Consider the following 20401-nt stretch of genomic DNA (forward strand, 5'->3'; position numbering starts at 1 on the left):
TCCGGCCCCCTCGCTCGTTCTCCCCTGACACCTGGATGACCAGGTGCGCCCCGGGTGGCGTTACAGGTGGCGGCGAAAGGCTTCTTCGCCGGGCCGACCGTGGGTGGTTCGGCGCGACGTTACCGACAAATCGGATATTCGTCACGTAGTGTCAGCCCATGCCTACGCCACACGGATCGCGCGGCGGCATGGCCTTCAGCGCCGACGAAGTCCGCGTGCTGCGCCGCGCCCTCGCCCAAGCCCTCCACCCCGCCGTGCCCGTCCACCTCCAGGGGCCCGTCCGGCCCGCCCTCGCCGGGCCGGGCGCCGAACTCTGGGCGGAGGACGTCCAGGACGCCCTGCGCCTCACCGAGGCGATCGACGAGGCCGTCCAGGAGGGCGGCCGGCTGCGCGCCTTCCTGCTCGCCGACCTCGGACGCTACCGCTCCGCCCTGCCCGGCAGCGCCCCCGGCTACCTGGAACGGCTGGAGGAGGCGGTGTCCGACGGGTACCTGCCCGGGCCGGAGGACCTCACCGCACTGCGCGGACTGAGCCGCCAGCCCTGCGGCCAGGGCGAGCGGGCCCGCCGGTCCCGGTTGGCCGGGCGCTGCCACGCGCTGGCCGAGGCCGCCGTCCGCGAGCGGCTCGCCCTCCACAGCGGACCGCCCCGCCACCTGGTGGCCGTACCGAGTCCCGCCGCACCGCCGCACAGTCACCCCACCCCTGTAGGAGGACGGACCCCCATGAGCAGCACCGACTCCCGCCCGGAGCAGCCCGCCGCCGCGAAGACCCCGCCCCGTCCGCACCGGATGCCCACCCCCGCCGAGCTGTTCGGCCGCCGCCCCAAGCCCCCCGCCCACCCCGCCCCGCCCGCCGACGACGCCCCCGAGGACGTCGAACTCGCCACCGGCACCGGCTGAGCCGTCCGCGTCCGATCCGGGGGAGGCCGCCGTCGCGGCCTCCCCCGCGGCAATCCCGGCGCGGAGCACCGTGTGTGGCTGGCTACCCTTGTGGGGTGAGCGATCAGAGCCTTGTTCCCGCGACCGACGACCTTCCCGAGCAGATGCGCGTCCGGCGCGAGAAGCTCGACCGGCTCCGGGCGGCCGGTGTCGACCCGTACCCGGTCGGTTTCCCCCGCACCACCACCATCGCGGACCTGCGTGCCAAGCACCCCGACCTGGAGCCGGACACCGCGACCGGCGAGCGGGCCGGCGTCACCGGCCGCGTGATCCTCTCCCGCACCGGCGGCAAGCTCTGCTTCGCCACCCTGCGCGACGGCACCGGCGACCTCCAGGTGATGTTCTCCCTCGACAAGCTGGGCCCGGAGCGACTGGCGGCCTGGAAGGCCGACATCGACCTCGGCGACCAGGTCGGCGTCGAGGGCGAGGTGATCACCTCCAAGCGCGGCGAGCTGTCCGTGATGGTGGACCGCTGGGAGCTCACCGCCAAGTGCCTGCGTCCGCTGCCGGACAAGCACAAGGGCCTGACCGACCCGGAGGCCCGGGTCCGCCAGCGCTACGTGGACCTCATCGTCAACCCCGAGGCCCGCGAGATCCTGCACCTGCGCAGCAAGGTCGTCCGCTCGATCCGCCGCACCTACGAGGACCGCGGCTACATCGAGGTCGAGACCCCGATGCTCCAGCCGGTGCACGGCGGCGCCAACGCGCGTCCGTTCAAGACCCACATCAACGCGTACGACATCGACCTCTACATGCGCATCGCCCCCGAGCTGTACCTCAAGCGGCTGGTGGTCGGCGGCGCCGAGAAGGTCTTCGAGATCAACCGCAACTTCCGCAACGAGGGCGCGGACTCCACCCACAACCCGGAGTTCACCTCGCTGGAGTCGTACGAGGCGTACGGCGACTACGACACCCAGGCCGAGCTGATCCGCGAGACGATCGTCAACGCGGCCCGGGACGCGCTGGGCACCACGGTGATCAGGGGCGTGGACGCGCACGGCGTCGAGCACGAGATCGACCTGGCCGAGCCGTGGGAGGAGATCGGCGTCTACCCGGGCATCTCGGCCCGCCTGGGCGTCGAGGTCACCCCGGAGACCGGCGTCGAGGAGCTGCGCAAGCTGGCCGCCGAGCACGGCATCCCGTTCGAGAAGGACTGGGGCCACGGTCAGATCGTGCTGGAGATGGTCGAGCGCCTGCTGGAGGAGAACGCCGTCCGGCCGACCTTCATCAAGGACTACCCGACCGAGGTCTCCCCGCTGACCCGCCAGCACCGCTCGCGGCCCGGCGTGGCCGAGAAGTGGGACCTGGTGATCTTCGGGACCGAGATCGGCACCGCCTACTCCGAGCTGGTCGACCCGGTCGAGCAGCGCGCCCGCCTCACCGCCCAGTCGCTGCTGGCGGCCGGCGGCGACGTCGAGGCGATGCAGGTGGACGAGGACTTCCTGCGCGCCCTGGAGTACGCGATGCCCCCGACCGGTGGCCTCGGCCTCGGCGTGGACCGCCTGATCATGCTGCTGACCGGCAAGAACATCCGGGAGACGGTGCTCTTCCCGCTGGTGAAGCCGGAGCCGAAGGCTTCCGCCGCGACGGCGGAGAAGACCGAGGAGGAGTGACCTGATGGACTACGTCAGCGCGATCGTGCCGCCGCTGGTCATGGCGATCGGCTTCGGATTCCTGGTGCGGGCCATCGTCCGCAGCCAGGGCGGGGCCCAGCGGGCCAAGGAAGACCTCGACTGACCCCGTCAGCCGCCCCGAACGACCGGCGCGCCGCCATTCCCGATTCCCGGGGGTGGCGGCGCGCCGGTTTGGCGCACTTCACAAGATTTGCCCCATTCACTCCCTATCCTGGCCGCACTATGGTCCGGCAACTCGGCGAACTTGAGAACGCCATCATGACCCGGGTGTGGCAGTGGAACCGACCGGTCACGGTTCGCGAGGTTCTCCTGGATCTGCGGTCGGAACGCGAAATCGCGTACACCACGGTGATGACCGTCCTGGACAAGCTCCACAGAAAGGGCTGGCTGCGCCGCGAGCGGGTCGGCCGGGCCTATCGTTATGAACCGGTCTCCTCGCGTGAGGCGTACACGGCGGCCCTGATGAACGACGCCTGGGCCACCGGTGACAATCCGGCGGCGGCCCTGGTGCACTTCTTCGGCCTGATGTCGCCCGAGCAACGCGAAGCGCTCCGGGACGCCTTGCGGGTGGCCGCTCTGTTCCCGCCCGATCCGGCCGGCGCGGATTCCGCGGACGGCGGACCGGATACCGGTGGGACGGAACCGGGAGCGGCGCGATAACGTCCCGACCATGGAGGTCACCATCCGCCGGGCGCGGACCACGGACGTGCGGGCAGTGCGCAGGCTCATCGACACCTACTCACGCGACGGCATTCTGCTGGACAAGCCCACAGTCACACTGTTCGAATCCGTCCAGGAGTTCTGGGTCGCGGAACGGGACGACAACGGCGTGGTGGTGGCCTGCGGCGCACTGCACGTGATGTGGGAGGACCTCGCCGAGGTCCGCACGCTCGCGGTGGATCCGGTCGCCCGGGGCACCGGGATCGGGCACCTGCTGCTGGAGAAGCTGGTGCAGACCGCGCGCTGGCTGGGCGTCCGTCGGATTTTCTGCTTGACGTTCGAGGTCGCGTTCTTCGCGAAACACGGTTTCGTCGAGATCGGCGAGGTCCAGGAAACCGATGATGGTACGACAGACCCGGCGGCGATCGCTACGGATGTCTATGAAGAACTCCTCCGCTCGTACGATGAAGGCGTCGCCGAGTTCCTCGACCTGGAGCGGGTGAAGCCCAACACACTGGGCAACTCGCGCATGCTGCTGCACCTCTGAGCCGCTCCAACCGGGTCAAGGGTTTGTGTTTTCCGGAGAAAGGCGCTTTCCTTTCCTTAGGCAATGGGTCGTTTAGCGGAAAGGGAAGCCCGTGGCACAGAGGGTGCAGGTCATTCTTGAAGACGATCTCGACGGCGGTTCGGCGGACGAGACGGTGACGTTCGCCCTCGACGGCGTTGCCTACGAGATCGACCTGAAGAGCGCCAACGCGGACAAGCTCCGCGGCCTGCTGGCGCCGTACGTGGAGAAGGGCCGCAAGCAGAGCGGCCGGCTCGCCGGTGCCCGTCGTCCGGGCCGCGGCACCGCGGCGCGTCCGGCCGGCGGCGGCGCCCCGGACACCGCCAAGATCCGCGCGTGGGCCAAGGAGCAGGGCCTGGAGGTCAACGACCGCGGCCGCGTTCCGAGCAACGTCCGCGAGGCCTACGAGAAGGCCAACGCGTCCTGATCCCGGCGCCGCGGGCCCGCCGGAGCGGGTGCGGGGCCCGGCGGCCGGGGACGGCCGCCACCATCACACGCACGGGGCGCGGAGGAGTCTCCTCCGCGCCCCGCGGCGCGTGCCCGGAGGAGCCCGCCGCGGCCGGCCCCGGAGGCCGTCCCGGGCAGCGGCTCGGGTAGCGCCTCGGGCACCGGCTCGGGTAGCGGCTCGGGCGGCGGAACAATCACGGGCCGTGCGACGCTGTAGGGGCGAAGCGGCAACGCGGACGGCACCGGGGCGACGTGCCCGGCACCCCGTCCGCCGTCGAACCGCCGTCACCGCGGCCCGACTTCTCGCCAGGCGAACACCGCCACCGCGGAAACTGCGCGAGAACCGCCCCGATACCGGGTATGAATGCAGGTGGACGGGTTCTTCGGCCCGTCCAGGGGCAGTATGTGTGACCGGCCGGAGGGGTTCCGGCGGCGGCGTCGGCGGCACGTGTTCGCCGATGGCGTAGCGGAATCCGGTGCATCCGGCCCACCTGTGGGAACACCGTTTCCCAACACCAGGTTGGGATTGGTGTCGGCTGGTCGCGCAGCATCTCGCTCCTCTACCGGGGAGTGAATCCGTGGGCCGCGCCGCTGAGCGGGACTAGCATGCGGAAGGACAGGGCGGGGACGGACCCCGAACTGCCCGACCGCTCTGAGGAGCGATAAACGATGTTCGAGAGGTTCACCGACCGCGCGCGGCGGGTTGTCGTCCTGGCTCAGGAAGAAGCCCGGATGCTCAACCACAACTACATCGGCACCGAGCACATCCTCCTGGGTCTGATCCACGAGGGCGAGGGCGTCGCCGCCAAGGCCCTGGAGAGCCTCGGGATTTCTCTTGAGGCCGTTCGCCAGCAGGTCGAGGAGATCATCGGCCAGGGCCAGCAGGCCCCATCCGGTCACATTCCCTTCACCCCCCGGGCGAAGAAGGTCCTGGAGCTCTCGCTCCGCGAGGCCCTTCAGCTCGGCCACAACTACATCGGCACCGAGCACATCCTGCTCGGCCTGATCCGCGAGGGCGAGGGCGTCGCCGCCCAGGTCCTGGTGAAGCTGGGCGCCGACCTCAACCGGGTGCGCCAGCAGGTCATCCAGCTGCTCTCCGGCTACCAGACCGGCGGCGGCAAGGAGTCGGCCACGGCCGGCGGGCCCGCCGAGGGCACCCCGTCGACCTCCCTGGTCCTGGACCAGTTCGGCCGCAACCTCACCCAGGCCGCCCGCGAGGCCAAGCTCGACCCGGTCATCGGGCGCGAGAAGGAGATCGAGCGGGTCATGCAGGTGCTGTCCCGCCGCACCAAGAACAACCCGGTGCTGATCGGTGAGCCCGGCGTCGGCAAGACCGCCGTGGTCGAGGGCCTGGCCCAGGCGATCGTCAAGGGCGAGGTCCCGGAGACGCTCAAGGACAAGCAGCTCTACACGCTGGACCTGGGCGCCCTGGTGGCCGGCTCGCGCTACCGCGGTGACTTCGAGGAGCGCCTGAAGAAGGTGCTCAAGGAGATCCGCACCCGCGGCGACATCATCCTGTTCATCGACGAGCTGCACACCCTGGTCGGCGCGGGCGCCGCCGAGGGCGCCATCGACGCCGCCAGCATCCTCAAGCCGATGCTGGCCCGTGGCGAGCTGCAGACCATCGGTGCCACCACCCTGGACGAGTACCGCAAGCACCTGGAGAAGGACGCCGCGCTGGAGCGCCGCTTCCAGCCGATCCAGGTCGCCGAGCCCTCGCTGCCCCACACCATCGAGATCCTCAAGGGTCTGCGCGACCGCTACGAGGCCCACCACCGGGTCTCCATCACGGACTCCGCCCTGGTCGCCGCCGCCACCCTGGCCGACCGGTACATCTCGGACCGCTTCCTGCCGGACAAGGCGATCGACCTGATCGACGAGGCCGGCTCCCGAATGCGCATCCGCCGGATGACCGCGCCGCCGGACCTGCGCGAGTTCGACGAGAAGATCGCCGACGTGCGCCGCGAGAAGGAGAGCGCGATCGACGCGCAGGACTTCGAGAAGGCCGCGTCCCTGCGCGACGACGAGAAGCAGCTCCTGCAGGCCAAGGCCAAGCGCGAGAAGGAGTGGAAGGCCGGCGACATGGACGTCGTCGCGGAGGTCAACGAGGAGCTCATCGCCGAGGTCCTGGCCACCGCCACCGGCATCCCGGTCTTCAAGCTGACCGAGGAGGAGACGTCCCGCCTGCTGCGCATGGAGGACGAGCTGCACAAGCGCGTCATCGGCCAGAAGGACGCCATCAAGGCGCTCTCCCAGGCCATCCGGCGCACCCGTGCGGGCCTCAAGGACCCGAAGCGCCCCGGCGGTTCGTTCATCTTCGCCGGCCCGTCCGGTGTCGGTAAGACCGAGCTGTCCAAGACGCTGGCGGAGTTCCTGTTCGGCGACGAGGACGCGCTGATCGCGCTCGACATGTCCGAGTTCTCCGAGAAGCACACCGTCTCCCGGCTGTTCGGCTCCCCGCCCGGCTACGTGGGCTACGAGGAGGGCGGCCAGCTCACCGAGAAGGTCCGCCGCAAGCCGTTCTCGGTCGTCCTCTTCGACGAGGTCGAGAAGGCCCACCCGGACATCTTCAACTCGCTGCTGCAGATCCTGGAGGACGGTCGCCTGACCGACTCCCAGGGCCGCGTGGTCGACTTCAAGAACACCGTCATCATCATGACGACCAACCTCGGCACCCGGGACATCTCGAAGGGCTTCAACCTCGGCTTCGCGGCCGCGGGTGACACCCAGACCGGGTACGAGCGGATGAAGGCGAAGGTCGGCGAGGAGCTCAAGCAGCACTTCCGCCCCGAGTTCCTGAACCGTGTCGACGACATCGTGGTGTTCCACCAGCTGTCCGAGGAAGACATCATCCAGATCGTCGACCTCATGATCGACAAGGTGGACGAGCGGCTCAAGGACAAGGACATGGGCCTGGAGCTCAGCGTCGAGGCCAAGAAGCTGCTGGCCAAGCGCGGCTACGACCCGATCCTGGGTGCCCGTCCGCTGCGCCGCACCATCCAGCGCGAGATCGAGGACCACCTCTCCGAGAAGATCCTCTTCGGCGAGCTGCGGGCCGGCCACATCGTCGTCGTCGACGTCGAGGGCGAGGGCAAGGAAGCCAAGTTCACCTTCCGCGGCGAGGAGAAGTCGGCCGTCGCGGACACCCCGGCCGCGGTCGCCTCGTCCGGTCCGGACCTGACGAAGTAACCCAACTTTTAACAGACAACTTCACAGCCACCGAGCCCCCGGCGTTGACGCCGGGGGCTCGGTGCGTTCGCTCCCGCCGCCAGCCGAACCGGTGCGGGCCGGGTCGGCTGGCCCCCGCGCTGGCTGGTGCGGGTGCGCTCGGTTTCTCACCGACCTTTCACGAACATACGGTTGACAGGCGGTCAGATGATGGGAAGTCGCGGAGGATAGCGCCGTGACCATGTCATGGTCAAGGTCTATCTTTTCCGTGCACGCTTGGATCAAATGACGTCCACCTGTCTTTCATTTTGGTTTGCCGGGCTTTGGCCAAGAGCTGGGCCCTGGTCGGGGAGGACGTCACAACGTTGAAGAACACCAGGAGAACCGCTGCGGCTGCCACGGCCGCAGCGGTCATAGTCGCGCTCGGCACGGGCCTGTTCCCGGCCTCCGCCGTCGCCGCCGGCTCGGCCCCGGTCCCGCGGGACCCGGCCGACGCCGTCCAGAACACCGAGCACAACCTTCCGGGTCCGCTGACCGCGAAGGTGGAGGCGGAGCAGAAGGCCGCCACCGAGAAGCTCCTCAACGGCACCGCCGAGGTCGAGCAGCACAACGGCAGCACCAGCGTGAAGCTCGGCAAGGACAAGTACGTCGAGCTCGCTCGCGAGCGCACGGACAAGATCTTCACCATCCTGGTCGACTTCGGTGACCAGGTGGACAACACCACCAAGACGCCGGACGGCAAGGTCAAGTACGGCGGCGAGGCCGGCCCCAAGCACAACGAGATCGAGAAGCCGGACCCGGCCACCAACAACTCGACCGAGTGGCAGGCCGACTACAACCAGCAGCACTACCAGGACCTGTACTTCGCCAAGGACAAGCCCTCGCTGAAGACCTACTACGAGAAGCAGTCCTCGGGCCGCTACTCGGTCGACGGCGTGGTCTCGGACTGGGTCCGGGTGCCGTGGAACGAGGCCCGGTACGGCTCCGACTACTGCGGCTCCAACGTCTGCGCCAGCGCCCAGGACCTGATCCGCGACGCCGTGGACATCTGGTACAAGGACCAGCAGGCCAAGGGCCAGACCGAGGCCCAGATCAAGGCCACGCTGGCCCAGTACGACCAGTGGGACCGCTACGGTTCGCACCACGACGGGAACTTCAACCAGCCCGACGGGTACATCGACCACTTCCAGATCGTGCACGCCGGCGAGGACAAGTCGGCCGGTGGCGGCAAGCAGGGCAGCAAGGCCCTGTGGGCGCACCGCTCGTACGTCTACGGCAACCTGCAGGGCACGGCCGGTCCCGAGGGCAACAAGCTCGGCGGCGTCCAGGTCGGCAACAGCGGCCTGTGGATCGGCGACTACACGATGCAGCCGGAGAACGGCGGCCTCGGCGTCTTCGCCCACGAGTACGGCCACGACCTCGGTCTGCCGGACCTCTACGACACCGCCGGCAAGGGCATCGACAACTCGGTCGGCTTCTGGTCGCTGATGTCCTCCGGTTCCTGGCTCGGCGAGGGCAAGGACAGCATCGGCGACATGCCGAACGACCTCGACGCCTGGAGCAAGTACAAGCTGGGCTGGCTGAAGGCCGACCACGCCAAGGCGGGCACCGAGTCGACCCACCACATCGGCCCGGCGGAGTACAACAGCAACCTGCCGCAGGGTCTGATCGTCGACCTGCCGAAGAAGAGCATCACCACCGAGATCAACAAGCCGTTCGGCGGCACCGGTGAGTGGTGGAGCGGCAGCGCCGACAACCTGAACGTCACGCTCACCCGTGACATCGACCTGACCGGCAAGACCAAGGCCAGCATCAACGCCAAGGCCTGGTACGAGCTGGAGCAGGACTTCGACTACGCGTTCGGCGAGGTCTCCACCGACGGCGGCAAGACCTGGACCGTCGTCGACGGCACCTGGAACGGGACCGCGCTGCCGCGCGAGAACGGCCGTCCGGCCATCAGCGGCCAGGTGGCCGCCTGGGGCGACCTGTCCTTCAACCTGGACGCCTACGCGGGCCAGAAGGTCAAGTTCCGCTACCACAACACCACCGACGGCGGCCTGCACTTCCGCGGCCTGACGCTGGACAACATCGCGGTCGTCGCCGACGGCGCCACCGTGTTCAGCGACGACGTCGAGAACGGTGACAACGGCTGGGTGGCCGACGGGTTCTCCCGCTTCGGCGGCTCGTACACCAAGGACTACGCGCAGTACTACATCGCGGAGAACCGGCAGTACGTGTCCTTCGACCAGACCCTGAAGACCGGCCCGTACAACTTCGGCTTCGCCGACAAGCCGAACTGGGTCGAGCACTACTCGTACCAGCCCGGCCTGCTGATCTGGTACTGGGACGAGTCGCAGACCGACAACAACGTCAGCGCCCACCCGGGCCAGGGCCTGATCCTGCCGGTCGACTCGCACCCGGCTCCGCTGAAGTGGACCGACGGCACCCTGATGCGTCCGCGCATGCAGGGCTACGACTCCACCTTCGGCTCGCGCCGCACCTCCGGTCTGACCCTGCACAAGGCCGGCGTCGAGACCGTCATCCCGAAGGCCAAGGGCGTCGACGAGTTCAACGACCTGAAGTCGTGGTGGAACAAGGACAACCCGTACAGCGGTGTCAACGTCCCGAAGACCGGGACCAGCATCGAGGTCGAGAACGAGTCCTCGAACTACCTGGAGACCTGGATCCGGGTCCGCCCGGTCGACAACTTCTGATCGTCACCCCCCGGGTAGCGATCGGCCTGTGACCAGGCAGCTCTGACAACTCCACGTCCGGCCCGTCCCCGCAGCGCGCGGGGGCGGGCCGGACGCTTTGTCAGGCCCGGACGGCCGGCAGCCGGTCCAGGAAGGCGGCGGCCGCCACCGCGACGTCGGCGGCGGTCCAGTCGAGGGCGGACGCGGCGACCGTGACCTCGGTCACCGACAGCCCCGGCGGCCCGCCCGCGCGCCAGGCCCCGAACAGCCCGATTCCGGTGTCCTCGGCCAGCCCCAGCCCGGCCTCCTCCAACTCCCCGACCGGGTACGGCAGCCAGAGCTGGAACTGGTGGGTGTGCGGCGGGGCCGGGTGCACCCGGGCGCCGGGGACGGCCGCGAACGCCCGGGCCAGCGCCCCGGCGACCGTCCGGGCGTGCGCCACGTACCCGGCCAGCCGCGGCAGTTCGCGCTCCAGCCCGGCCAGCGCGGCGAGCGCGAACGGCCACTGCTGGTAGAGCTGGCCGCCGTAGCGGTGCCGCCAGGCCCGGGCGGTGCGGACGAAGCCGCCCGGGCCGGCCAGCGCGGCGCCGCTGATCCCGCCGAGCGTCTTGTAGAAGGAGACGTAGACCGAGTCGGCCAGGCCGGCGAGCTCCGGCAGCGGCCGGCCGAGGGCGACCGCGGACTCCCAGATCCGGGCGCCGTCCAGGTGCAGCGCCGCGCCGTGCTCCTCCCGCACCACCGCGGCCAGCTCCACCAGCTCCGGCCAGCCGGGCAGCACGAACCCGGCGTCGCGCAGCGGCAGCTCCAGGCTCAGCGCGGCGTAGGGCTCGTCCAGGGCGCGCAGCTCCTCGGCGGTGGGCTGGCGCGGCTCGGCGGTCGGCCAGAGGCTGCGCAGCCCGGTCAGCACGCCGAGCGCGTGCCGCTCGTGCCGGTCGGTGTGGGCCAGCGGGTGGGTGACCACGGTGCGGCACCCGGCGGCCTCGGCGTGGATCCGCAGGGCGATCTGCTGGGCCATCGTGCCGGTCGGGAAGAAGGCCGCGTCCTCGGTGCCGAGCAGCTCGGCGACCCGGTGCTCCAGGGTGCGGACCACGCCGTCGCCGTACTGGTCCGGGCGGCCGTCCAGGTCGGGGGCGCCGTGCGGCTCGGGGGCGGCGTCCGGGTCGGGTGCTCCGTCCGGGTCGGGGGCGGCGCCCGGCGGCGGGCCGGCCAGGTCGGCGAGGCGTTCGCGGATGCTCTGCGGCCGGGCCCCGGACAGCAGTCGCTCGCAGCCGCGCAGGGCGGCGAAGCGGCGGTCCGGCAGGCTCGGGCGGTCACCGGCGTCGGTGTCTTCGCTCCTGTTGCCATACATGGCTCGATGGTCCCGCAGCGGGCCGGACCGGTCAGCGGTGCGGACGGAAAGCGGTTCGAGCCCGCGAAACCCCGGCCGCGCGTGGTGCTGGTCACAGGCCTCCGGCACGGTACGACCGGCGGTAGTAGCGGGGCCGGGGAAGCGGTGGACGGCCCGGAGCGGTCATGGGCGATCCGATCTCATGATCATTGCTCCGTCGGTTTGAATCTCCGGCGCCACGATGACTACACGCCGTAGTACATCACCGCGTTTGGGACTCCGCCCGGTGACCGTTACACCTGAGTGGTCCCCCGCTCAGCACGCGCCCGAACGGGCGCTTCGTGCTGCCCTCGTACGATCCGTGAGGTACGGCAGATGTCCACCGTCCCACCCGTGGGGCCGGCCCTGCGCCGGCTCGCCGCCCAGGCGGCGGCCCGGGCCGCCGTCTGGCAGCCCCGGATCGGCCACGCCGTCCGCACCCAGGCCGCGCCGCTGCGCGCCCTCGGGGCGCCCCGGCACACCACCCTGCCCGGCAGCCGTCAGCGGGCCGAGCACGACCACGCGCTGGCCTCGGCAGGAGCGGTCGCCACGCTGCTCGCCGGCGTGCTGCTGGTGGCCACCCCGGGCACGGCCTCGGCGCAGACCGTACGGCCCACCACGCCGGGCAGCTCGGCCTTCACCGTGCCGCGGGCGGAGGTGCCGAGCGCGGGGCTGGTCCAGGTGGCCGGCCCCAGCCCGTACAAGCTGCCCGACGACGGCGACTCGGCACAGGAGTTCGTGACGGTGGCGCCCAACCTGCTGCCGTTCGAACCGCCGGCACCGGAGCCGGAGCCGGATCCCGCCGACGAGCCGGCCCCGGAGGCCGGACCCGCGCCGGAGCCCGGGCCCGCGCCGACTCCCGGGTGGTCGGCCCCGGTGCCGAACGCGCCGACCAGCAACCCGTACGGGAAGGCCAACCGCAGCTACGCCGCCGGGTACCACACCGGGGTGGACTTCGCGGTCTCCCCGGGCACGCCGCTGCTGGCGGTCGGCGACGCGAGCGTGGTGTCGGCCGGCTGGGACGGCGCGTACGGCAAGGAGGTCGTGCTGCGGCTGGCGGACGGGCACTTCGCGCAGTACGCCCACATGTCCTCGGTCACCGTCTCGGCGGGCCAGCGGGTGTCCGCGGGCGAGCGGATCGGGCTGTCCGGGAGCACCGGCAACTCGACCGGCCCGCACCTGCACTTCGAGATCCGCACCAGCAACCGCTACGGCGCGGTGGTCAACCCGATCGCGTACCTCGCGGGGCACGGCGTCACGGACTTCTGAGCCGCCCCGGGCGCCGGGCCCTGCGGGACCGGCGCCCTCAGCCGGTGGTGCGGGCGGGGTGGCTGATCCCGGCGCCGATCTCCAGCGCGATGTCCCGGGCCGCCCCGATCGCCTCGTCCAGGCCGGCGGGGGGCGGCTGCTCGCCCCACACGTTCGGGGTGTGGCCGCAGTCCGCCTTGTCCTGCTTGAGCAGGAACAGCGACGAGTGGACGGTGAACAGCGCCATCGCGGCCCGCAGCCGGTCGTGGAAGTCCGCCCCCGGCCCGTGCACCAGCTGCATCATGGTGATCATGCGGTCCCGGAAGGCCAGCCCGGCCGGGGACTCGCGCAGCGCGGGCTGGTTCTCGTGGAAGAAGCGCAGCAGCGGGGCCCGCTCGGCCATCCCGTCCGCGAAGCGGCGGATCAGCTCGTCGCGCATCTCCGGGCTCCAGGCCTGCTTGCGGCCCCACGCGATGGACTCGTCGATCGGCGCGGCCATCCGCTCGACGATGCCCAGGACGATGTCGTCCTTGGTCTTGAAGTGGTAGTAGAGCGCGGCCTTGGTGACGCCCAGGCGGTCGGCGATCTCGCGCAGTGAGGTCTGCTCGTAGCCCTGCTCGGCGAAGAGCTCCAGTGACACCTCGATGATGCGAGCCCGGGTGTCGCTGCGGGGGCTGTGCGGAGTGCCCATGGCCTGCCTCATGACTGCGTCGGTGACTACTGCGGACCCCGGAGCGGTGTTCGCCCCGGGCCCATTCTCCCTGCCCAGAAGGCCGGTCGGGAAACTGGCTTGACGACCGGCTAGGAAACAACCTACCGTGCCGACGGTCGATAAACTAGCCGGGCGACAAGTAAGTGAGCCGCCGCACGGCACGACGCTCCGTCCGAACCACCCTCCGGGAGACCCCACCTCATGTCACAGTCCAAGACCGCCAGCCCGGTGCCGGAGGACAAGACGACCGAGGAGGAGCAGCCGCGGTCGCCCCGCGAGATCCGCCTCGTGATGGTCGGCCTGGTCGTCACCATGCTGCTGGCCATGCTCGACAACCTGATCGTCGGCACCGCGATGCCGACCATCGTCCACGACCTCGGCGGCGGCGAGCACCTGTCCTGGGTGGTCACGGCGTACACCCTGGCGACCGCCGCCTCCACCCCGGTCTGGGGCAAGCTCGGCGACATGTACGGCCGCAAGGGCACCTTCCTCACCTCGATCGTGATCTTCCTGGTGGGTTCGGCGCTGTCCGGCCTGTCGCAGAACATGAACGAGCTGATCGGCTTCCGCGCCGTGCAGGGCCTGGGCGCCGGCGGTCTGATGGTCGGCGTCATGTCGATCATGGGCGCGCTCGTCCCGCCGCGCGACCGCGGCAAGTACCAGGGCATGTTCGCCGCGGTGATGGCCCTCGCCACCATCGGCGGCCCGCTGGCCGGCGGCTTCATCACCGACCACCTGAGCTGGCACTGGACCTTCTACATCAACCTGCCGCTCGGCCTGATCGCGCTCGCCGTGGTCGTCGTGACCCTGAAGCTGCCGAAGGTTCGCAACACCGCCAAGATCGACTACGCGGGCGTCGTGCTGCTCACCACCGGCATCACCTCGCTGGTGCTGATCACCACCTGGGGCGGCCAGCAGTACGCCTGGGGTTCCAAGGAGATCCTGGGCCTGACCGCGCTCGCCGCCGCCTCGCTGATCGCCTTCTGCTACGTGGAGCAGCGGGCCGAGGAGCCGATGCTCCCGCTGAGCCTGTTCCGGAACCTGAACTTCACCCTGGTCTCGATCATCGGCTTCATCGTCGGCTTCGTGATGTTCGGCTCGACCGTCTTCCTGCCGCTCTACCAGCAGACGGTCCAGGGCGCCTCGGCGACCAACTCCGGCCTGCTGCTGATGCCGATGATGTTCGGCATGCTGATCGTCTCGCTGGTGGTCGGCCAGGCCGTCACCAAGACCGGCAAGTACCGGATCTACCCGATCATCGGCACCATCGTGATGACCGTCGGCCTGATCCTGCTCTCCACCATGGGCATCGGGACCACCAGGTTCACCTCGGCCTGCTGGATGGTCGTGCTCGGCGCCGGCATGGGCTTCCTGATGCAGATCACCATGCTGGTCGCGCAGAACAGCGTCGAGCTCAAGGACATGGGCGTGGCCAGCTCCACCGCCACGCTGTTCCGCACCATCGGCGGCTCCTTCGGCGTCGCGCTGTTCGGCGCGCTGTTCAACAACCGGGTGACCGACACCATGTCGGAGATGCTGGCCGGGAAGCCGATGCCCCCGGGCGGCATGAAGGACCCGCAGCAGAGCAGCCTGGAGGAGCTCCACAAGCTGCCGGACTACGTCCAGGACGCCTACAACCACGCGGTGTCCAACGGCATGCACACCGTCTTCCTGTGGGGCGCCGGGGTGGCCGTGATCGCGATCGCCGCGGCGGTGTTCCTCCGCGAGGTGCCGCTGCGTGGCACCGGCAAGGGCGAGGCTCCGGCCGAGTCCTCGCTGGAGGCGGCGGCCGTCTGACGGTCCCCGCGCGCGAAGGCGCCCCCGGGAGGTCCTCTCCCGGGGGCGCCTTCGTGTTCCGCCGCTTACTGGGGCAGCCGGTAGACGCCCTGCTCGACCGGCTCGACCAGGCCGTCCGCCACCAGGCCGTCCAGCGCCCGGGCCCGCTGCACCGAGTCCGGCCAGACCGCGTCCAGCCGGGCCTGCGGCACCGTCCCGTGCGCCTCGCGCAGCACCGCGAGCAGCTTGCCGCGCACCTGGCGGTCCGTCCCCTCGTAGGACTGGCCGCGCCGGGCCGGGCCCTCGTACGGCGGGCGGCCGGCCCGCTGCCAGGCGCAGGTGGTGAACAGCGGGCAGTCCCCGCACTCCGGGCCGCGGGCGGTGCAGACCAGCGCGCCCAGCTCCATCACGCCGACCGCCCAGGTGGCGGCCGTCTCGGCGTCGTCCGGCAGCAGCGCGGTGGCGGTGCGGCGCTCGGCGGCGGTGGTGGCCTGGGCCGGGTACTCGACGCCGGTCACCGCGCGGGCGAAGACCCGGCGGACGTTGGTGTCCAGCACCACGTGCCGCTGGCGGAAGGCGAAGGAGGCGACGGCGGCGGCGGTGTACTCCCCCACCCCGGGCAGCGAGAGCAGGGTGGCGTGGTCGTCCGGGACCTCGCCGTCGTGCTGCTCGGTGATCGCCACCGCGGCCGCGTGCAAGCGCAGCGCCCGGCGCGGGTAGCCCAGCCGGCCCCACATCCGGACCGCCTCGCCGGGCGCGTCGGCGGCGAGGTCGGCCGGGGTCGGCCAGCGGGTGAGCCAGGCCTCCCAGGCGGGCAGCACGCGCTTGACCGGGGTCTGCTGGAGCATGAACTCGCTCACCATGACCGCCCAGGGCGTGGCGTCGGGGGTCCGCCAGGGCAGGTCCCGCTTGCTCGCCTCGTACCAGTCCAGGACGGTCGAGTGGAACAGCGGCAGGGGCATCGGCGGCCGGGCGGCGTCGGCGGCGGTGGCAGGGGTGGTGATGGCAGTCATGGCCCTTCGATCCTCCCATGCCCGCCGACCGGGCCGAAGTGGATCAGTCTGCTCCGGACCGACCGGGGGACCGACCGGAAATCGTCCGATTGGGGCTCGCTCGAACGGATCAAATGGCGGATCATGTGAAGGAAGGGGCGACTGTGCGGTGTTGGTGAGTCAATCGCCACACACAGTCTCGTAGAGTTTGGTCGTGCCTTCTCTGCGTCAACCCGTCGGACCACTGCCGGCCTCGATCTACTGGCGTCGGCGCGTCATCGTGCTCGTCGCCGTCGCGGCGGTCGTCGCCCTGATCGCCTGGCTGATGATCGATCAGGGCGGGGGCGGTGACGGCGGCTCACCGGGCAACGCCGCACAGGCCGTTCCCTCCCAGTCCCAGAACCAGACACCGGCTCAGGCGATCACGCCCGGCGCCTCACCGAGCGGCCCCGCGGCGCGCCCGGGCGGCGGCTCCGGGGGCGGACCGGTGGCGGGCGGTGGCGGCACCGAGGTCAACCTCAGCGGCGGCACCGGCGCCGGCGGCGCCAACCCGGCCCCCGGGGGCGGCGCCGCGCCGGCGACCGGCGGCGGCACCGGTGGCGGCACGGGCGGCTCCGGCGGTACGGGCGGCGGCGCTCCGCCGGTGAACACCCCCGAGGTCATGGCGCTGCCGGTCTGCGCCTCCTCTCAGGTGGCGCTGGAGCTGGCCGGCACCCAGAACTCGTACCAGCCCAAGGACAAGCCCCGGCTGGCCCTGACCGTCAAGAACTCCTCCGGCACCAACTGCCGGGTGGACCTGGGCCGCACCGCCTCCGTGATCACGGTGAGCGGCAGCAACAACGACCGGGTCTGGTCCTCCGGCGACTGCCCGACCGACAAGGGCAGCATCTGGGTGCAGCTCGGCGCGAACGGCAACCAGACCGAGACCTTCACCTGGGACCGCAGCCGCAGCAAGCCGCAGTGCGCGACCGCCGACCAGACGCCGCCGCCGAGCGGCACCTACGTGGTGCTCGCGGAGCTCACCGGGCTCTCCGGGGACAAGGTCTCGGCGCGGGCCTCGATCCGGCTGGACGGCTGAGAACCGGTCACCTTCCCTCGGAGCCCCTGGCCGTCGCTCGGCCGGGGGCTCCGCCGTGTCCGGGGTGCCGGGCGGGGGCGGACGGCGGACGCGGGCGGGGGCGGACGCGGGCGGGGTGCGCGGGGCGGCCGGGGTGCGGTGCGGACGCGCGACGGCCCCCGGGGAGGTTCCCCCGGGGGCCGTCGCGGTGTTCGGGTGTCCGTACGGTGGCGCGTCCGGTCAGACGTAGCGCTCCAGGATGGACGATTCGGCAAGGCGGGACAGGCCCTCGCGGACCGAGCGGGCACGGGTCTCGCCGACGCCCTCGACGGTCTGCAGGTCGTCGATGCTCGCGGCGAGCAGCTTCTGGAGGCCGCCGAAGTGCTCGACCAGGCGCTCTATGACCGTGTTGGGCAGGCGCGGGATCTTCGCCAGCAGGCGGTAGCCGCGCGGCGAGACGGCCGAGTCCAGCGACTCCGGCGAGCCCGAGTAGCCGAGCGCCTTGGCGACGGTCTGGAGGTCCAGCAGCTCGGCGTGGGTGAGCGCCTCCAGGTCGGCCAGCACCTCGGTGACCGTCCGGCCCTTCTTGGCGGCCCGCTCCGGGAAGTAGTCCCGGGCGACCAGCTCGCGCTCCGGCTCCACGCCCGCGATCAGCTCGTCCAGCTGCAGCGAGAGCAGTCGGCCGTCGATGCCGAGCTCCAGCACGTAGCCGGCGATCTCGGTGGCGATCAGCCGGACCATCTCCAGGCGCTGGGCCACGGCGGTGACGTCCCGGACCGTCACCAGGTCCTCGATCTCCAGCGCGGAGAGCGTTCCGGCCACCTCGTCCAGGCGCAGCTTGTAGCGCTCCAGGGTGGCCAGCGCCTGGTTGGCGCGGGACAGGACGGTGGTGGAGTCCTCCAGCACCCGGCGGGTGCCGTTGACGTACATCGCGATCAGCCGCATCGAGTGCGAGACCGCGACCACCGGGTAGCCCGTCTGCCGGTTGACCCGCTCGGCGGTGCGGTGGCGGGTGCCGGTCTCGTCGGTCGGGATGGTCGAGTCCGGCATCAGGTGCACGCCGGCCCGGACGATCTTGGTGATGTCCTTGTCGAGCACCACCGCGCCGTCCAGCTTGCACAGCTCGCGCAGCCGGGTGGCGCTGAACTCGACGTCCAGGACGAAGCCGCCGGTGCACAGGGACTCGACGGTCCGGTCGAAGCCCAGCACGATCAGACCGCCGGTGTTGGCCCGCAGGACCCGCTCCAGGCCGTCACGAAGCGCGGTACCGGGCGCGATGGCGGTGAGGGAGGCCCGCAGCAGGGCCTCCTCGCGGGAGGCCTTGTCCGCCCCCCGGTCGCTGGCTGCCACGTGACTCCTCCGGTCGACCCGTGCCGCGCGCCTCACGCCGTGCGCCGGTCCGCGGTCTGTTGCTCTGTCGCTCAGTACCGCTCGGTACTGCCTTCTGGCCAATGAGACTGGGGAAAGTCTAACTGTGTGTGGCCTCGGCAGGGCTTGGGTCAGCGCAGTTCGTCGGAGTCGAGCGGCTCCCAGCCGTCCATCAGCTCCTCGGGGTACGCCGCCGGGCGGTCCGCGGCCCGGGCGGAGCGCGGGGACGGCGGCGCCGACGGTGCCTCACCGCGCGGCTCGGTGCGCGGCTTGGCGGCCGAACGGCGGCGGCCCGGGATGGCCCGCAGCGCCTCGCCGATGTCGGCCACCTCGACCACCTTCATGCCCGGCGGCACCTTGCCCGGGTCCGGCGGGACCAGGGCGTGGGTGAAGCCCAGCCGGTGCGCCTCGGCGAGCCGCCGCTGCACACCCGTCACCCGCCGTACCTCGCCCGCCAGGCCGACCTCGCCGATCGCCACCAGGTTGCTGGGCAGCGGGGTGTCGGTGGAGGAGCTGGCCACCGCGAGCGCCACCGCGAGGTCCGCGGAGGGCTCGGTCAGCTTCACCCCGCCGACCGTCGCGGTGTAGATGTCCTGCTTGCCGAGCTTCACCCCGCCGTGCCGCTCGACCACGGCCAGGATCATCGCGATCCGGGGGGACTCCAGACCCGAGGTGGTGCGCCGCGGGGAGGGGATCTGCGAATCCACCATCAGTGCCTGCACCTCGGCCACCAGCGGGCGCTTGCCCTCCAGGGTGACGGTGAGGCAGGTGCCCGGGACGGGCTTGTCACGCCTGGTCAGGAAGAGGCCGGACGGGTCGGCCAGGCCGACGATGCCCTCGTCGTGCAGCTCGAAGCAGCCGACCTCGTCGGTGGCGCCGTAACGGTTCTTGACCCCGCGGATCAGCCGCAGCCGGGCGTGCCGGTCGCCCTCGAAGCTCAGCACCACGTCCACCAGGTGCTCCAGCAGGCGCGGACCGGCGATCTGGCCGTCCTTGGTGACGTGGCCGACCAGCAGGGTGGCCATGCCGCGCTCCTTCGACGCCCGGATCAGCGCGCCCGCCACCTCGCGGACCTGCGCCGGGCCGCCGGGGGCGCCGTCCAGCTCGGCGGAGGCGATGGTCTGCACCGAGTCCAGGATCAGCAGGCCGGGGTTGACCGCCTCGATGTGCCCGAGCACCGCGCCGAGATCCTGCTCGGCGGCGAGGTAGAGGTGCTCGGAGAGGGCGTTGATCCGGTCCGCGCGCAGCCGGACCTGGCCGGCCGACTCCTCGCCGGTGACGTAGAGCGTGCGGTGCTGCGCGGTGGCCGCCTTGGCGGCGACGTCCAGCAGCAGGGTGGACTTGCCGACGCCGGGCTCGCCGGCCAGCAGCACCACCGCACCGGGCACCAGGCCGCCGCCGAGCACCCGGTCCAGCTCCGGCACGCCCGTCGAACGGGCCGTCGCGACCTGGCCGTCCACCTGGGCGATCGGGCGGGCGGGCGCGCTGACCGGGCCGGCGGCCGTGGTGCGGATCGGCACCGCGCCGTACTCCTCGACCGTGCCCCAGGCGTTGCACTCCGGGCAGCGGCCGACCCACTTGGGCAGCTGGTTACCGCACTCGGTGCAGCGGTACGCCGGGCGGGGCTTGGCGGTGGTCTTGGAACGCGGAGGCATGCCGCCCACCGTAGCGTCCGGGTCCGACAACGGCGGCAGCGTCCGGGTCCGGGTCGGGGCCGACGACCAGGGTCCGCGGGCGGGCCGGCCGCGCGTCCACACAGATGGGCGATGTTGTTACC

Annotated in this window: 15 protein-coding genes; 10 read left to right on the forward strand and 5 right to left on the reverse strand. The window is 71.3% G+C overall.

Features of this window, described 5'->3' with window-relative positions:
- Positions 1–158: 158 nt before the first annotated feature.
- From ACFCY1_RS36495 to ACFCY1_RS36525, 7 genes are all read left to right on the forward strand, one after another.
- Complete coding sequence (locus ACFCY1_RS36495) at positions 159–899, forward strand: hypothetical protein (protein WP_074001704.1); 741 nt, start codon at positions 159–161, stop codon at positions 897–899.
- A gap of 95 nt (positions 900–994) precedes the next feature.
- Positions 995–2551 carry a bifunctional lysylphosphatidylglycerol synthetase/lysine--tRNA ligase LysX gene (lysX, locus tag ACFCY1_RS36500; RefSeq protein WP_074001705.1) on the forward strand — a complete coding sequence of 519 codons (1557 nt, stop codon included), beginning with the start codon at positions 995–997 and terminating at the stop codon, positions 2549–2551.
- A gap of 243 nt (positions 2552–2794) precedes the next feature.
- A complete protein-coding gene (locus ACFCY1_RS36505) occupies positions 2795–3232 on the forward strand; it encodes a BlaI/MecI/CopY family transcriptional regulator (protein WP_074001706.1) in 438 nt (145 codons plus the stop codon).
- A 10-nt stretch (positions 3233–3242) separates the two neighbouring features.
- Complete coding sequence (locus tag ACFCY1_RS36510) at positions 3243–3779, forward strand: amino-acid N-acetyltransferase (protein WP_049652520.1); 537 nt, start codon at positions 3243–3245, stop codon at positions 3777–3779.
- Between the two features lie 91 nt (positions 3780–3870).
- Positions 3871–4224 (forward strand): Lsr2 family protein, encoded by a 354-nt coding sequence (locus ACFCY1_RS36515; protein WP_049652521.1) that lies wholly within the window; start codon positions 3871–3873, stop codon positions 4222–4224.
- Positions 4225–4913: 689 nt separating this feature from the next.
- On the forward strand, positions 4914–7433 hold the full coding sequence (locus ACFCY1_RS36520; RefSeq protein WP_049652522.1) for an ATP-dependent Clp protease ATP-binding subunit: 2520 nt from the start codon (positions 4914–4916) through the stop codon (positions 7431–7433).
- Positions 7434–7777: 344 nt separating this feature from the next.
- On the forward strand, positions 7778–10126 hold the full coding sequence (locus tag ACFCY1_RS36525; protein ID WP_049652524.1) for an immune inhibitor A domain-containing protein: 2349 nt from the start codon (positions 7778–7780) through the stop codon (positions 10124–10126).
- 100 nt (positions 10127–10226) lie between these two features.
- Here ACFCY1_RS36525 and ACFCY1_RS36530 read toward each other — a convergent pair whose 3' ends face one another.
- Positions 10227–11453: a threonine aldolase family protein gene (locus ACFCY1_RS36530; protein WP_375877321.1), complete on the reverse strand. Its 1227-nt coding sequence runs from the start codon at positions 11451–11453 to the stop codon at positions 10227–10229.
- A 354-nt stretch (positions 11454–11807) separates the two neighbouring features.
- Here ACFCY1_RS36530 and ACFCY1_RS36535 point away from each other — a divergent pair, with 354 nt between their 5' ends.
- Positions 11808–12740 carry a M23 family metallopeptidase gene (locus tag ACFCY1_RS36535; RefSeq protein WP_375877322.1) on the forward strand — a complete coding sequence of 311 codons (933 nt, stop codon included), beginning with the start codon at positions 11808–11810 and terminating at the stop codon, positions 12738–12740.
- A gap of 37 nt (positions 12741–12777) precedes the next feature.
- Here the strand turns inward: ACFCY1_RS36535 and ACFCY1_RS36540 are convergent, their stop codons facing one another.
- Complete coding sequence (locus ACFCY1_RS36540; RefSeq protein WP_053112112.1) at positions 12778–13410, reverse strand: TetR/AcrR family transcriptional regulator; 633 nt, start codon at positions 13408–13410, stop codon at positions 12778–12780.
- A gap of 222 nt (positions 13411–13632) precedes the next feature.
- On the opposite strand from ACFCY1_RS36540, the gene ACFCY1_RS36545 reads away from it, so the two are divergent.
- On the forward strand, positions 13633–15228 hold the full coding sequence (locus ACFCY1_RS36545; protein WP_375877323.1) for an MDR family MFS transporter: 1596 nt from the start codon (positions 13633–13635) through the stop codon (positions 15226–15228).
- Between the two features lie 65 nt (positions 15229–15293).
- On the opposite strand, the gene ACFCY1_RS36550 is transcribed toward ACFCY1_RS36545, so the two are convergent.
- A complete protein-coding gene (locus ACFCY1_RS36550; RefSeq protein WP_375877324.1) occupies positions 15294–16220 on the reverse strand; it encodes an A/G-specific adenine glycosylase in 927 nt (308 codons plus the stop codon).
- A gap of 193 nt (positions 16221–16413) precedes the next feature.
- Between ACFCY1_RS36550 and ACFCY1_RS36555 the strand changes: the two genes are divergently transcribed.
- Positions 16414–17277 carry a hypothetical protein gene (locus ACFCY1_RS36555; protein ID WP_074001711.1) on the forward strand — a complete coding sequence of 288 codons (864 nt, stop codon included), beginning with the start codon at positions 16414–16416 and terminating at the stop codon, positions 17275–17277.
- A gap of 219 nt (positions 17278–17496) precedes the next feature.
- On the opposite strand, the gene disA is transcribed toward ACFCY1_RS36555, so the two are convergent.
- A complete protein-coding gene (gene disA / locus ACFCY1_RS36560; RefSeq protein ID WP_049659060.1) occupies positions 17497–18555 on the reverse strand; it encodes a DNA integrity scanning diadenylate cyclase DisA in 1059 nt (352 codons plus the stop codon).
- Positions 18556–18755: 200 nt separating this feature from the next.
- Complete coding sequence (gene radA / locus ACFCY1_RS36565; RefSeq protein WP_375877325.1) at positions 18756–20279, reverse strand: DNA repair protein RadA; 1524 nt, start codon at positions 20277–20279, stop codon at positions 18756–18758.
- Positions 20280–20401: the final 122 nt, after the last annotated feature.

The sequence above is a fragment of the Kitasatospora sp. NPDC056273 genome (assembly GCF_042268845.1).
Classification (GTDB): domain Bacteria; phylum Actinomycetota; class Actinomycetes; order Streptomycetales; family Streptomycetaceae; genus Kitasatospora.

Excerpts from the sequence above, each read along its gene's own strand:
- ACFCY1_RS36550 (WP_375877324.1), bottom strand. The coding sequence starts at position 16,220 with ATGACTGCCATCACCACCCCTGCCACCGCCGCCGACGCCGCCCGGCCG.
- ACFCY1_RS36545 (WP_375877323.1), top strand. The coding sequence starts at position 13,633 with ATGTCACAGTCCAAGACCGCCAGCCCGGTGCCGGAGGACAAGACGACC.
- ACFCY1_RS36505 (WP_074001706.1), top strand. The coding sequence starts at position 2,795 with ATGGTCCGGCAACTCGGCGAACTTGAGAACGCCATCATGACCCGGGTG.
- radA (WP_375877325.1), bottom strand. The coding sequence starts at position 20,279 with ATGCCTCCGCGTTCCAAGACCACCGCCAAGCCCCGCCCGGCGTACCGC.
- ACFCY1_RS36510 (WP_049652520.1), top strand. The coding sequence starts at position 3,243 with ATGGAGGTCACCATCCGCCGGGCGCGGACCACGGACGTGCGGGCAGTG.
- ACFCY1_RS36495 (WP_074001704.1), top strand. The coding sequence starts at position 159 with ATGCCTACGCCACACGGATCGCGCGGCGGCATGGCCTTCAGCGCCGAC.
- ACFCY1_RS36535 (WP_375877322.1), top strand. The coding sequence starts at position 11,808 with ATGTCCACCGTCCCACCCGTGGGGCCGGCCCTGCGCCGGCTCGCCGCC.
- ACFCY1_RS36540 (WP_053112112.1), bottom strand. The coding sequence starts at position 13,410 with ATGGGCACTCCGCACAGCCCCCGCAGCGACACCCGGGCTCGCATCATC.
- ACFCY1_RS36530 (WP_375877321.1), bottom strand. The coding sequence starts at position 11,453 with ATGTATGGCAACAGGAGCGAAGACACCGACGCCGGTGACCGCCCGAGC.
- ACFCY1_RS36520 (WP_049652522.1), top strand. The coding sequence starts at position 4,914 with ATGTTCGAGAGGTTCACCGACCGCGCGCGGCGGGTTGTCGTCCTGGCT.